This is a genomic window from Candidatus Venteria ishoeyi (genome assembly GCF_030378065.1).
Classification (GTDB): domain Bacteria; phylum Pseudomonadota; class Gammaproteobacteria; order Beggiatoales; family Beggiatoaceae; genus Venteria; species Venteria ishoeyi.
Map to the genome: position 1 here is coordinate 25,197 of NZ_JAUCGJ010000042.1, position 14,229 is coordinate 39,425.

The window sequence follows — 14,229 nt, forward strand, 5'->3', positions numbered from 1 at the left end:
GAGAAAACTTATGCACTTGAATACTCAAATTGCCTCACGAATCACCATAGATCCCACCATCTGCCACGGCAAGCCCTGCATTCGTGGAATGCGCTGGCCTGTGGAAGTGCTATTGGACATGCTGGCGGCTGGCATGAGCAGTGCTGAAATTCTGGCAGATCACCCGGAACTGGAAAATGAGGATATTCGCGCTGCATTACAATATGCCTGTCAACTGACATCAGGACAGACGCTAAGACAGGTGGCATGATGAAGTTTTTATGTGACGTGCATATCCCGTATCGGCTTGTGAAATGGCTTGAACAACAAGGAATGGAGGCTCTGCATGTCAATCGTTTGCCAGATAAGTGGCATACTACGGATCAAGATATTTGCCAATACGCAGACAAGCATGATTGTATTGTCATCAGCAAAGATGCAGATTTTCGTGCGACATATTTTGTGCGGAAAACGCCACGCAAATTGATTCGTATTGAGCTGGGAAATCTCAGTAATGCACAACTACTGGCACTATTTACGCAGCATCTCGATTTAATACAGGATTACTTTACCCGCCAAACTGGTTATCTTGAACTTGGCAATGAGGGCGTTACGCTGTATCCCGCCGCTCATGATAGTGAGGAACATATTCCATGACCCCAACAACCACCCATGTCATTGCTGTGCAGGAAGACATCGTAACGCTTGAGGTGCCAGAAAACGCAACTCAGGCCTTGATGAAAAATGAAGTGGTCTATATCTGCCCGCCGCCGGAATCCGGTCAGCGCCAGGAAAAACTTAAAGCCGAAGTATTGCGCGTGGAGGGCAATACTGCCGTGGCGCAGGTCTTTGAGAGTACTAAAGGCGTGGGCGTGGGCGATCCGGTGGAGCACAGCGGTGAAATGCTTTCAGTAACACTGGGGCCAGGGCTGCTGGGTCAGGTTTACGATGGCCTGCAAAACCCGCTGGAACTGCTGGGCGCATCCTTTGGCAGCTTTTTACCGCGCGGCGCGGCAATGCCTGCCATCAATCCACAAGCGAAATGGTCATTTGTGCCCAGTGTCAGTATCGGTGCGCAGTTACACGCGGGTGATACATTGGGTACAGTGCGCGAAGGCCATTTTGATCACAAAATTATGGTACCGTTTAATCAGACTGGCAAAGTTGAACTGAGTTGGATTCAGGAAGGCAGTTTTACCGTGGATGTGCCGGTGGCGCGCATTCGCAGCGCAGACGGACATGAACAAAACCTGACACTGGCTCAGCAATGGCCGGTGCGGCGCGCCTTGCCGGATTTTTTACTGCGCAAGCGTTTTTCTGAGCGTTTATATCCAGATACACCCATGATTACCACGCAACGCTTGATTGATACCTTTTTTCCCATTGCGCTGGGTGGCACCGCCTGCATCCCCGGCCCGTTCGGTGCGGGTAAAACCGTATTGCAAAGCCTGATCTCGCGTTTTTCCACAGTTGATATTGTCATCGTTGTTGCCTGTGGTGAACGCGCCGGGGAAGTGGTGGAAACCATCAGTGAATTCCCCAAACTACCCGACCCGCGTGGTACAGGTTCTTTGATGGAGCGCACCATTATCATCTGCAACACCTCCTCAATGCCGGTGGCAGCGCGTGAAGCGTCTATTTATACCGGCATCACTCTGGGTGAATACTATCGCCAGATGGGTTACAAGGTGTTGCTACTGGCAGATTCCACTTCGCGCTGGGCGCAGGCGATGCGTGAAACCTCCGGGCGCATGGAAGAAATCCCCGGTGAAGAAGCCTTTCCCGCCTATCTGGACTCCTCGGTTCGCACAGTCTACGAACGCGCCGGGGTCATTCGCACGAATGACGGCGCACAAGGCAGTCTCACCTTAATCGGAACAGTGTCACCGGCAGGTGGCAACTTTGAAGAACCCGTCACCCAGTCCACCCTGGGCACGGTCAAGACTTTCCTGGGCCTCAGCGCCGAACGCGCTTATAAACGCTTTTACCCGGCAGTGGATCCGCTGTTATCCTGGTCACGCTATCTGGAACAACTCAAACCCTGGTTTGAGCGCGAGCTGGCACCCGATTGGACCACGCAGGTGGAAACCATGCTCAAGCTGCTGAAACGTGGTGACGCAGTGTATCAAATGATGCAAGTCACCGGCGAGGAGGGCATTACTATGGAAGATTTCCTCACTTATCATAAAGCCTTGTTTCTCGATATGGTGTATTTACAGCAGGATGCCTTTGACCCGGTTGATTCCAGCGCAGCTCTGCCCCGGCAAAAGAAAATTTTTGATTTGGTTTACCGCGCCGCGCAAACTTCTTACGAATTTACCGATAAAAACGCCGCGCGTGACTTTTTTACCCGCCTCACTGGCGTGTTTAAAAACCTGAATTACACGGCTGAAGACAGCCCGGATTACAAAAAATATCTGAAAGATATTGAACAGATGATAGTGAACAGATGATAGTGAATGCCAACTTGTTCCGTGTATGTTCCTAACGAATATTTCCCGGCTCATCCTTTTCCAAATAGGCCTCTTCTTCACTGGATAATTCCACCTTGTCAAAACCATTAATCATTGGCATGACATGCGCCTTGAAAGAATGCCCGGTGGTCAGCAGATAAACATGTATTATCACAAAAGCCAGAATGGCAAAAGCAATCACTGTATGAAAAATAGCAACCCAGATCAGTTGTCCACCAGATGTTTCTGCCCAAAGCGGATATAACAAATAGGCGATACCGCTAATCCAAATGGCAGGGAATAAAAATAATTTAAGCGCCAAATAGGATATTGCCTGCAAAGGGTTATGTTTACGCCAATAAGCCTTGTGATAAGGATGGCGTTCACCTTTGAAAATGCCAAAGGCATAAAACTTTGCAACCTTCCACAAACCATTGGTTGTTGGCACATAATGTCGCCATGTGCCCGTTGTTAAATGCCAGAATATAGCAAATATCCACAGGATCAATAAGCTGGCGGCACATACCGTATGCAGTTCAACTGCGGTTTGAAAGTCCAGTAGCTGATGAAACCCATGAATAGCAAAACCCGTAAACAGTAAGATCATAATGAGTAGCATTTGAGACCAGTGCCAAAACCGCTCAAAGCGTGTAAAAAGCATAATGTAACGTTGTGACATGATTTAAGCCCTCTTTTTATTCATTACGACCCGAATCAGGCCATGTGCCAAAACCCCGAAAACAGTTCCAATGATTGCCAGGATACCCAGCAGATCAAGCCAGTAATTGGAATCCCTGCCAGGCATATAAAACCCCTTCAGGTTTTCCATACGTCCTTTTCTGGCATGACATTCGTTACAAGTCAGTGCATCTTCTTTAGGGGCGACCATGTGAGTAATGGGCCAATAAGAATAAGTTTCGACAAAATCATACTCACCACTATAAGGTAAGTTGTTTTTTTCCATGCCCGCTTTAATGGCTTTGCCAAAATCATAATTGCCCCAATAAGCATTTTCGTCATTCCCCCACAGGTGCATATAAACCAGGGTATTATTACCTTTGTCATAAGGCTGCACCGTGCGCATTTGTTTAAAAGGCCAGATGCGTGATTGTCCATCTGAGGCTGAGCCGACATAGCGATTAATATTAACCGACTCTTTAGCAGGATCAAATTTCGTATCAATGGTAGTGTAGTCCATTTGTCCATTAAACCAGGCATAATGCGGGACAAGGTTTTCAGCATACTTAAAATCACCTTTGATGGATTTATAGGTGGCTCGATGTTCTCCATTACCCTGGGTATAGTTTTTTTCTTTATAACCTTCCCCATTTTTAGTTTTCCCCGCAGTGCGCCAGTCCCAATCTGTTTTGGTTGCGACACCGCCGCGTGCAATGGTCGGAATATGGCAGGTTTGGCAGGCAATTCTGTCGGTATGGTTATTAAGTTTAATACTGCTCAAGCTGTTATTGGGGTGAGGTTGTAAACCGTGACAGGATTCACAAGTTGCTACGTCACGACGTTGTCCCGGCTTGCCTGTGCCTTCTGTGTCTTTGGCAAGCACATCATAACGGCTGCCTGCCCAGATATGCTTCTTGGTAACATGGCAGTTGGTACAAGTAAAATTAAGTCCTGCCTCGTCCATGTGGACATCCAGTTTTTTATCAGGATGAATCAATGAAGAGTCGAGATCGCCATGTTTAACACCATCGCCGCCGCCACCATAAAAGTGACAGCCGCCGCAGTTTTCACGCGCAGGCAAACCTGAGCTTTGAGCGACTTTTGACCACTGAATCGGCTGCTTGCCTTCAAACATAATGGAACAGGCTTTATTGCCTTTGCTTGGTGGTGTTTTGTAATAGGTTCCGCTGCGGTCATGGCAAACGACGCAGTCAATGTTCTCTTGATTGGTAAAGTCAAAGGTCTCATCTTTCCAGCCATAACCGGCATGACACTGGGCGCACATACCTTCATTACCACGCGCATTCGTACAAAAGGTATTGACGAGATGTTTTTTACCAAGAAGCTGGCCTGTTTTTTCATTCTGGTAATTCCAGGTCCAGTGAATATTTTTCATGAACTGGTGCCCTGCTTCAGTATGGCATTTCAAGCAAGCTTTGGTTACTTCCGGCCCGGAAGAGAAGGGCTGTTTTAGTTCCTCAAATTTACTATGATCGGCAGTGGAATTGGAGTCAACAGCTACCGTCGGTTTGTCAACTACGGTATCCTGGCGAAAGTTCATATCCACATCTGATGGTGGCTTGGAAGTCTCTGCCATACTTGTTGCACAGGTGCCCATTATTACAAAACACATGGACAACATGACAATTAATCTTGGTACATCCCTAAGTCGTAATATAAAATTATGTTGGTACATCATGATTTCCTCTTTGATATATCCTTTGATTTTATTTTACAGTAAATATTTGTCTTATTGCTGATAATTTTCATTATTCGCTAAGGAGTGAGGATGAAATAAGTGCAGGAACTGGGCGCAGGATTTTTATTCATTTTCAAGGCGTGAAAACAGGCGCATAGCAAGCTATGTAACTGCCTAAGTCCAAACCGGCGCAACGCAGAAAATGGAGAAAAAGACCAGCCAGGTTGCTGAAGTTATAAAATTCTCACTCCTTACATCGAATTCAGCTTAAATACTTCAGCACTGCGCAACCCCGGTCAGTTTTAATATAAGTCAGTTGCAAGGCTGGATAAGCTGCCTGCCACAGCCGGATAATTTCCTGCTCATCGTCTCTGGCAGCATCATCGAGAAAAATTACACAATTAGCGGATAATTTTTCAAACAACAAAGGCACTGCTGGATAACGGGAATGTTTTTGAATAAACCCTGGTGGGCCGTCGATTACCAGCATATCAATAGGCTCATCAGGAATGGCATTGATGGCGTACCAGTCATAATCCACGCCGTTGACAGCCGTTTTTTCCAGTGGTGCATGGCGAATTTCGGCGTAGTCTTCCAGTTGATAACGTTGAATATGCTCACGGGTTGCCAAGGCGTATTGCTCGCCATTTTCCAGACTGTAGACCCGGCCTTGCTGATTCATTTGACAGCATCTTGCCAGCATCAGGCTGGTCAGGCCGCTGCTACATTCCAGCACCACGGATGGCTTGGCCTCAAGACAATGCTCCACGATCATTTTGAGAAAATCAGGACTCGCAGACCAGTCGCGGGTATAAGGCAGACCTGCGCGTAAATCCAGGCGATCCCGTAAGGATAAATAGGCTTCCAGTTGGCTGAACAGCGCGTTGCTTTCCTTGCGCAATAAAGCCGGTAGCTGCACTGTATTGGGTTTTTTCTGAATTTGATATAACAGATAAAATTGAATGGCAACAATTAATAATAAAAGAACAATTATTCCTGTTTCAATTTGCATGAATCGTCCCTAATAAGATTTTTTTATCAAAAAATCTTATATTTTAGTAAAGAAAGGGCTTATTTTTTGGCTGCTGCTTTACGATCATAAAAGATGCTTTTACCACTGATACTAATCGGTATGCCCATCGCCACTTCACAATTGATATAACCCAGCGCGCGCGCAGCCGCACCCACACGCTGCTGTACGCGGTTGTCGATATTAAGCAGGCTGGCGGATTTTGCAGCGGATGACAGTGCAACGCCGATATCCATCATACGCATAATGCAGTGCGGCCCGGAATAACCCATTTCAAAATCTTTTAACTCACGCTGTTTTTCAAATTCATTGCAGGTTTGGTAGCCACAACCGCCGCAGTTATAACCCGCAGTGACGGGGCTTGCCAGACCAATCAATAACAAACCCTGCGCATTTTCAGTGTTCGCCGCATCGCGATGCCAATAATTTTCTTTAGAGCTTTTATGCGCATATTTACGCATCTCATCAGCAATATGTTGCAAATCCTCAGTTTCAGTCAGGGCAACAATTTCCAGACAATCTTTGCCGCCTGCCTTAGGTGCGGTCATTGCTGAGGCTGCCATTAAATTAATGACTGTTTCGATGGTTTGTTTCATGTGGGTTAAAACCTGATTGCAGTAGGGCACATAAGCCTAGGAGGCTGTCCTAGAATCATGCGCCGCATGGTATATGGAAATGGCGGATGGTGCTATTGCTAATCCGCCTTACGAGTTAGAAACGATAAACGGATAACACCCCTCCGAAGGGGTGTTATCCGTACAACATTTATCTGATAGACTTAAAAGCCTGTTTTTATTCACAACAGGCACATTAAATTGTAGTCACCAAGCCGCTCATCTGAGCCGCGTACAGGCTTTTAAAGGGCAATGGTTTTACTGACAGCCTGTAACTGATTGGTATTAGTTTCCAGTTTAACTTTCTGGGTTTTCAAGGCAGAGATTTTTTTCTGCCATTGTTTCAAGTTAGCAGCATTTTTCTTGCCTGAATCTTTTTTGGTTTCATCATACAAGGTTTGTGAGACTTTTAGTTCCTGGTTAATAGCATCCAGGGCTTTTTTGGCATTTTTATGGCTTTTTTGTACAGCAGCCTGCTGTTTTTTCAGCGTTGCGCGTTTGCTGGAATCCTTGGCAATCTGTTTATTCAGACGACTGATAGATTTCTTGTATTTTCTGATGTCACCACTTAACTGGGTATTCAGACTCTGGGTTTCCTGTAACATTTTTGTGGTATAACGTGTTTCTCCCGCAATCAAAGCCTCTTTATTCGCATATTGTTTTTTGCGCTCGGCAACTTCATTACCTACCAGATAACCCACACCGCCGCCAATAGCTGCCCCAATCGCCGCGCTTTTGGCATCGCCGCCCAGCAAACCACCGGCTAACGCGCCTAATAATGCGCCACCGATAGCACCTTCGGTTTTGGTTTGCGTGGCATCATCACCTTTAGCACCACCCATGCCTGAGCAACCTGTCAATGATGTACTCAGCAGTACTGCTAATAAGGCAGGTTTTAAATAATGTGTATTCATCATAATATCCTTTAATTAAAGTTGTGGCAGTTCTTAAAAGACTTTCCAGGTTTTAAAAACCTGGAAGCTCTGGAAGTGAAAAAATAAGCAAAATATCAGCCTATAACCAATTTCCCATTAAGATAAACGGCCCCCAATAATAAGGGTGGGAAAAATCTTTGGGATACTTGGCTTGTTCCGGTTGTTCTTTTGCCATTCTGCGCGCATCAATAAAGGCTTTTTGCGCCTGCTGCATGGCATCGACCTTAGTCAGACTGCTGTCTGCGGTATGTGACAAATAAAAGTGTTCCATAAATGCACCCGTACCCTGGTCATCAACCGGCCACAAGGTCGCCATCACACTTTTTGCGCCTTGTTTTTGTGCCATTGCACCAAAACCTTCGATTTCCTGGCCTTTAGTCATACTGCCTACCGCTGTCTGACAAGCCGATAAGGTTAATAAATCCACGCCATTAAAATCATATTCAGAACGCACCTGAGACAAAGGCAGGATTTCACCGTTACCCAGCAATAAATAGGTATCCTGATCGGTATTTGGCTGGAATACAAAATGGCTGGCGATATGAATTACCGGATAACCGCGATCCAACACGGTTTGCAGTGTGTCCTGATCAAACCCTTCATTTAGTTCCACCATGCCGGGAATCACACCTTGCGGATCTTGATCGTGTTCTTTGACAATATCATTAAGCTCCTTGCTGACAGAAGGCAGGGCATTAAAATCGCGCAGTGCCTTGGTGACGCCAAGACCCGCTAAACTCCAATTGCTTGTCGGCGCATCCTTGAGCTTGTCGCGGGCGGCTTCGGTAAACATCACCACAGCATATTTTTCCGCGAGAAATTGTTTGCCATCAAATAAGGTGGAAATTGGCAGATAACGTAAACGCCCATCCAGTGATAACATTAAGGTTTTTGCACCGGCTTGTTTTAGATCTTCAGCAATCGGTGCGATAAGCCATTTATTTAATTCTCTGGATGCCTTATAGACAAAACGCACCAGATGACGGCGGCGAGGATCGGGTTTGGCTTTTACCAGATTTCGGTATTGCTTGATTTTTTCATTCAGCACTTCTGCGCTGACAGGGCTTTCCCTGCACACCTGCACATCCGGTGTGGTTAATAAAATACGCAGTTTTTCCGGGGTGATCAGATAATGTACCAGCACCACGCCATGACCTAAGTCACGTAATGTACCTTGCAGCGCACGTAAGGTGTCGAGATTTTTATCGGCAAATTGTTTTGCCTGTTTATACTCGCCGATACAGGCATTAAATTCAATTCGTGCCTGGTTAATGAGTTTGCGTAACTGGGTTTTACGCTGCTGCTCTGCATCACTTAAATCAGTTTTTATACGCAGTTGCTGAAATTCTTTCGCTTGCGTCACCAGGTTTTTATCTTCACTGGCGAGCAGGCGCGCAACAGCAATTTGTTCTTCTTCCACCTGCATCGCAGTTTTTAAATCTTTTAAGTGGCCCTGAAACTCACTCAGAGTCTTTTTCAGCCGCCCTCTGACCTTAAGCTGCGCTTGTTGTTCCTGTTTTTCCAGTTTGGGTTTCAGGCGGAATTTACGTAACTGGCTGCCCACCTTGCCAAAACGCTTATAAAAGCGTCCGGCCTTATCTGTCCAGTTTTGTTCGCTGGGCGTGTAGCTGGCTTTGATCACCCGCGCTTTTTCCTGCTGCTGTTCCCGGCGCACAAAATCAAAATACTCTTCTTCTTTAAGCATACGCTGTATCTGGCTGGCTTCCGTATGCCGCCCCTGATCCAGCAACCAACCAGCGACGCGGCGGTAAACATCGGCCTTATCTTCCAGAAAACTGCGTTGCAGTTCTTTATCCATTTGCGCCAGGTTGCTGCGCAAGGCTTGCAGGCTGTTCACCGCGTGTTTACCGATTAAAATCGCAGCATTTTTTTGTTGGCGGGCAGCGAGGGTTTGCGCCAGTCTATCCTGAATCGTCCACAATACAGTGGCTTCTCCAGCGGTGTTGGCAATGCCTAAGGCTTGCTGCAACAACGTTTCCGCCTGATCATATTGTGCCAGTCCAAAATGTGCCTTGGCACGATTATGCAAGGCAATGGCCATTTTTGCATGGGCCTTGCCAAAATGCTGTTCCCAGATTGCCTGAGCCTGTTTCAGCAACGGCAATGCTGTTTGATACTGCTGTTGCTCAATCGCTAACAAGGCCAGATTATTGAGATTGATCGCAACATCGGGGTGTTTATCACCAAAAGCCGCTTTAAGAATTTTTCCGGCAGCCACATAATCTGCTTCTGCCTGCTCAGGCTGTCCCAGTGCTTGCGCAATCCAACCGCGATTATTTAAGCCGGTAGCATATAAGACGGAATCTTTGCCGGGATCTTTTGCCCAGATGCCCAGGGCTTGTTGATAATAGTTTTCGGCTTTCTGGAATTGTCCGAGGGTACGGTATAGCTGGCCCAGGTTATTTAAGCGAATACCCAGGTTAATCGCGTTGCCTTCCTGCTTTTCCAGTAGCTTCTGTTCAATGCCCAGGGCTTTTTTCAACAATACCAGCGCTTCTGCATATTGTCCCTGCTGCCGATAAATTTCCGCCAGATTACTGAAACGCAAAGCAATGCGAGAACTGTCCAGGCCAAATGCCTGCTTATCAATTTCCAGCGCCTGTTTCAGATAGCTTTCTGCGGTAGAGAAATCCCCCAGCTCACGGGCAACTTCTGCCAGATTATTCAGATCCACCGCCAGTTTACGATGCTTATCACCAAAAGCCTGGGTATCAATGTGTAAGGCTTGTTCATAGGTTTTTTTGGCCTGCTGAAAATCACCCAATGCGGCATACACCCCGCCCAAGCCGTTGAGACTCACTGCAACTGCACCATGCTGTGCGCCATAATGCTGTTTACGCAAGCTCACGGAGTCTTTATACGCAGCAATTGCCGCCGCCCAGTTTTGCTGTTGCAGATGGATGCCACCCATTAAATATAAAATTGCCGCACTGTCTTTAGGCCAATGTTCGCGGCTTTTTTCCAGTGCCTGTTGATAGCCTGCCAATGCCTGGGTCGGTTGATTGTTTAGTTCCGCCTGTCGCGCTTGTTTATACAGCGCGCGATGGATTTCCCGATCCGGCTGCGCGGCAAACAGTGTTATAGACAAACTCAGCAATAGCAGCGATAGCAGTATGTGCACATAAGATTGATTATTCATTACTTTCACCCGCCCGAATTAGGGAATCGTAAAACCTTTGTTTTTTGTTGTTTGGTTTTGTCGATACACAAACACATTATCCTTACTCATTAGTATAATAGGTTTTCTTCTGAAACAGGTCAAAACAGCAACGATATAAATGGCTGCCCTGTAAAATGCCCCGTAATGTCAGACCGTCAGTATTCCCAACAGCTTTAGTCCATCAATAAAAAGCGCGAATGCTAAAATACCCAATACCAATCCAAGAAAACGTATCGTGTATCGGTATATATTGCCACTTAAGAAAGTTTTTGATTTGCCAACGAATATCGCCAATAGCACTTTAGAACCCACCAGGAACGTATAAAATCCACTCATAAATAATAAGGGCGCGAAAATATTTAAACTCAGTGCCTTAGCCATCGTTGGTGCACCGACACTCAGCCAGAACAAATAAGGGTGTGGACTTAACGCATTGGCTAATATGCCTTTGCTTAAGGACTTGGGCGTTGCCGCCTGAAGATTGAGTACATTTCCTTTTTCGCGAATGCTGTCATAAGCCATCAATAGAACAAAGCAGCCACCGATTAATGAAACAGTACCGAGTAGCTTATGAAAACGGGATAGCTGCGCAAAAACGTATAAGGTTAAGATAATGATGGGCAAATCAGTGATGATTGGCGCGAGCGCAACTTTAATACCGGCTTTAGTGTCATGCTCAAGCGTTTCAGAAATCACCAGCGTTAAAAGGGGACCCGGTGCAAAACCGGCAGATAAGCCTAAAATGATGCCAAAGGTCAAGTAATAAAACATTGCTTAGTTGTTTTAGCCCTGAAAGGGCGTTATATACCAGCCTAGGGCAACGCCCTGGGAATTGTATTGTTTGGAATTTAAGCCCTGAAGGGGCGTAACATAAAAGTCAGCAGCAATGGCGATAAATATGTTTAGCCCCTTCAGGGCTTGGTTAAAATATAATTCCAACCCAGGGCACTACCCCACTGCCATTAACTTAAGGAGTCCAATCCTCGGATTGGGAGTCTAAAAAACACGCCCAAGCCGAGGCTTGGCCTCCTTTAAAGTTTGCGCCAGCATAAGCTTAGTGCTTAGTGCTTAAGTTAATGGCAGTTATGAATAACTTACCGGTCGCTGTACTAGACGGCATCCATCGCCGCACGCATTTTGCCAACCAAAGCCGGTAATTCAACCAGCACCGCTTCAGGGCTTAGGGTTTCAATTTTCTGTACCAGCGCACTGCCAACGATGACGGCATCTGCCACGCTGGCAACCTGTGCCGCCGTTTCCGGGTCACGAATGCCAAAACCCACGCCCAGCGGTAATTGAATATGCTCGCGGATTTCCGCTAGTTTATTCGCCACTGCATCCACATCCACGGCTTTACTGCCAGTTACGCCTTTAACTGAGACGTAATAGACAAAGCCGCTGGCATGGCTACTGATGCGTTCAATGCGCCGGATGTCGCTGGTGGGGGCGAGCAGGAAAATCGGATCAATGTGCTGCGGGTGCAGGGCTTTTATCAAATCATCGGATTCTTCCGGGGGCAGATCCACGGTCAATACGCCGTCCACGCCCGCTTGCGCGGCGCGTTTGGCAAAGTTGTCATAGCCCATGACTTCCACAGGATTGAGATAACCCATTAAGATTACAGGCGTATCCGGGTCATTCTGGCGAAATTCAGTCACCATGTTCAGCACATCAGATAAGCTCACGCCGTTTTCCAAAGCACGTTCACTGGCGAGTTGAATCACCGGGCCATCAGCCATGGGATCAGAAAATGGTACGCCCAGCTCTAATAAGTTCGCCCCGGCTTTGACCAGATTATGCATGAGTTCCACGGTAATGCCGGGGTTGGGATCGCCTGCGGTGACAAAGGGAATCAGGGCGGTTTTTTGATTATTTTTTAATTGTGCAAAACGACTTTGAATGCGGCTCATACTTCGATTCCTTCTAAAGCGGCAACCGTGTGAATATCTTTATCACCACGTCCGGACAGGTTGACGATAATAATTTTATCCGGTTCCATAGTGGGGGCCAGTTTTTTACAATAAGCCAGGGCGTGACTGCTTTCCAGTGCTGGTAAAATACCTTCCAGGCGGGTGAGTTCATGAAATGCATCCAGCGCTTCTTTGTCATCAATCGCCACGTAATTAGCGCGTCCGCTATCTTTTAACCAGGCGTGTTCCGGGCCGACACCCGGATAATCCAAACCCGCAGAAATGGAATGGGTGCCGATAATCTGACCATCGTTATCTTCCATCAAATAGGTACGGTTGCCATGCAGTACGCCGGGGCGACCCGCGCATAAAGGCGCAGCATGACGACCAGTTTCCAGTCCGTCACCTGCCGCTTCCACACCATAAAAAGCCACGGATTTGTCTTCCAGGAAGGGATGAAATAAACCAATGGCATTAGAGCCGCCACCCACGCAGGCAACCAAAGCATCGGGCAGTTTGCCGGTCTGAGCATGTAATTGTTGTTTAGCCTCGCGCCCAATCACTGTCTGAAAATCCCTGACCATCATTGGGTAGGGATGTGGCCCGGCAACCGTGCCGATAATATAAAATGTGTCATCCACATTGGTGACCCAATCACGCATGGCTTCGTTTAAGGCATCTTTTAAGGTTTTAGTGCCGGAACTGACACCGCGCACTTCTGCGCCCAGCAAGCGCATACGATAGACATTCAGTGACTGGCGTTTAATATCTTCGGTGCCCATATAGACCACGCATTCCAAGCCCAGCCGCGCCGCGACCGTTGCTGTTGCCACACCATGCTGGCCTGCGCCGGTTTCGGCGATAATCCGGGTTTTACCCATGCGTTTTGCCAGTAGCGCCTGCCCGATGGTGTTGTTGACCTTATGCGCGCCGGTATGATTTAAATCTTCACGCTTAAGATAAATACGCGCACCACCCAGGCGTTTGGTCCAGCGTTGTGCGTAATACAAAGGTGAAGGGCGGCCTACATAGTGGTGCAGATCATCATCCATTTCTGCAATAAAAGTGGAGTCTTCACGATATTTCTCATAGGCTTGGCGTAAAGCGGTTAGAGGGGCCATCAGGGTTTCTGAAGCAAAAATACCACCATAAGGGCCAAAGTGCCCGCGATCATCAGGCAAATGCTCATTGCCGGTATGTAATGGGTTTAACACGCTGTCTTGTTCCTTGTAATTAAGTCTTGGAGGGTAAAATAATATCCTCTATTATTAGTATTTTTACCAGAAAATTTCCAGATTAAATTACTGGTGTTACGCAAAAGCTTCTTTTTCGCAGGTTTTGCAGTTTTGAAACACGAAAAAACCGCTTTCACTTCATGCGGGTATTATTTCGCCTGGTGTTATACAAAGGCTTATTTTTTGCACTTTAGGCTACAAAAAACGACCATTGCTTTATGTTCAATTTTATTTTCCATGCACAAGGTTAAAACCTTCGCCTTTCAGGTGAACAGATTTATCTCTAATGTTTAACGGTAAAACTTAAAATATGGGTTTTAGCGCTAACACCCCAAAGGGGTATTTTAATATAGCCTGGGGCAACGCCCCAGGGTAGAGAATGACACGTTTACAGTGGGTAGGACAGTGGAAACCCACTGCCCCCCCGTTACCGCAATAGGGTTAATTCCCTATATTTACCGTCGTGCCCCTTTCGGGCAACGGGCGGTTTCCCGAAGAGTACCCCTTGCGGGGAG

The 14,229-nt window shown here is 46.9% G+C and carries 12 protein-coding genes; 3 read left to right on the forward strand and 9 right to left on the reverse strand.

Features of this window, described 5'->3' with window-relative positions; translation table 11 throughout:
• Window positions 1-10: 10 nt before the first annotated feature.
• The 3 genes from QUF61_RS13585 to QUF61_RS13595 are packed head-to-tail and all read left to right on the forward strand — an operon-like array spanning window position 11 to window position 2,432.
• Window positions 11-250: a DUF433 domain-containing protein gene (locus QUF61_RS13585; RefSeq protein ID WP_103919568.1), complete on the forward strand. Its 240-nt coding sequence runs from the start codon at window positions 11-13 to the stop codon at window positions 248-250.
• The gene (locus tag QUF61_RS13590) at window positions 247-636 is read left to right on the forward strand and encodes a DUF5615 family PIN-like protein (RefSeq protein ID WP_286019208.1); all 390 of its coding nucleotides are present in this window, start codon (window positions 247-249) and stop codon (window positions 634-636) included. Before QUF61_RS13585 ends, QUF61_RS13590 begins: the two co-directional genes overlap by 4 nt.
• On the forward strand, window positions 633-2,432 hold the full coding sequence (locus QUF61_RS13595; protein ID WP_103919570.1) for a V-type ATP synthase subunit A: 1,800 nt from the start codon (window positions 633-635) through the stop codon (window positions 2,430-2,432). Before QUF61_RS13590 ends, QUF61_RS13595 begins: the two co-directional genes overlap by 4 nt.
• Before the next feature lie 31 nt (window positions 2,433-2,463).
• Here QUF61_RS13595 and QUF61_RS13600 read toward each other — a convergent pair whose 3' ends face one another.
• The 9 genes from QUF61_RS13600 to trpB form a co-directional block, all read right to left on the reverse strand.
• Window positions 2,464-3,111, reverse strand: a complete 648-nt coding sequence (locus QUF61_RS13600; protein WP_289682177.1) for a cytochrome b/b6 domain-containing protein — start codon at window positions 3,109-3,111, stop codon at window positions 2,464-2,466.
• Window positions 3,112-3,114: 3 nt separating this feature from the next.
• A complete protein-coding gene (locus QUF61_RS13605; protein ID WP_289682178.1) occupies window positions 3,115-4,707 on the reverse strand; it encodes a tetrathionate reductase family octaheme c-type cytochrome in 1,593 nt (530 codons plus the stop codon).
• Window positions 4,708-5,071: 364 nt separating this feature from the next.
• Window positions 5,072-5,821, reverse strand: coding sequence for an O-methyltransferase (locus QUF61_RS13610; RefSeq protein ID WP_289682179.1), 750 nt, complete (start codon window positions 5,819-5,821; stop codon window positions 5,072-5,074).
• Between the two features lie 59 nt (window positions 5,822-5,880).
• A complete protein-coding gene (locus tag QUF61_RS13615; protein ID WP_103919574.1) occupies window positions 5,881-6,435 on the reverse strand; it encodes a DUF2148 domain-containing protein in 555 nt (184 codons plus the stop codon).
• A gap of 260 nt (window positions 6,436-6,695) precedes the next feature.
• The gene (locus tag QUF61_RS13620) at window positions 6,696-7,370 is read right to left on the reverse strand and encodes a YMGG-like glycine zipper-containing protein (protein ID WP_103919575.1); all 675 of its coding nucleotides are present in this window, start codon (window positions 7,368-7,370) and stop codon (window positions 6,696-6,698) included.
• 97 nt (window positions 7,371-7,467) lie between these two features.
• Entirely contained in the window at window positions 7,468-10,548 is a 3,081-nt protein-coding gene (locus QUF61_RS13625) for a tetratricopeptide repeat protein (RefSeq protein WP_289682181.1), read from the reverse strand.
• Window positions 10,549-10,716: 168 nt separating this feature from the next.
• Window positions 10,717-11,340 carry a LysE family translocator gene (locus QUF61_RS13630; protein WP_289682182.1) on the reverse strand — a complete coding sequence of 208 codons (624 nt, stop codon included), beginning with the start codon at window positions 11,338-11,340 and terminating at the stop codon, window positions 10,717-10,719.
• A 338-nt stretch (window positions 11,341-11,678) separates the two neighbouring features.
• Window positions 11,679-12,479: a tryptophan synthase subunit alpha gene (trpA, locus tag QUF61_RS13635; protein ID WP_289682183.1), complete on the reverse strand. Its 801-nt coding sequence runs from the start codon at window positions 12,477-12,479 to the stop codon at window positions 11,679-11,681.
• Window positions 12,476-13,693 (reverse strand): tryptophan synthase subunit beta, encoded by a 1,218-nt coding sequence (gene trpB, locus QUF61_RS13640; RefSeq protein WP_289682184.1) that lies wholly within the window; start codon window positions 13,691-13,693, stop codon window positions 12,476-12,478. Before trpB ends, trpA begins: the two co-directional genes overlap by 4 nt.
• Window positions 13,694-14,229 lie beyond the last annotated feature (536 nt).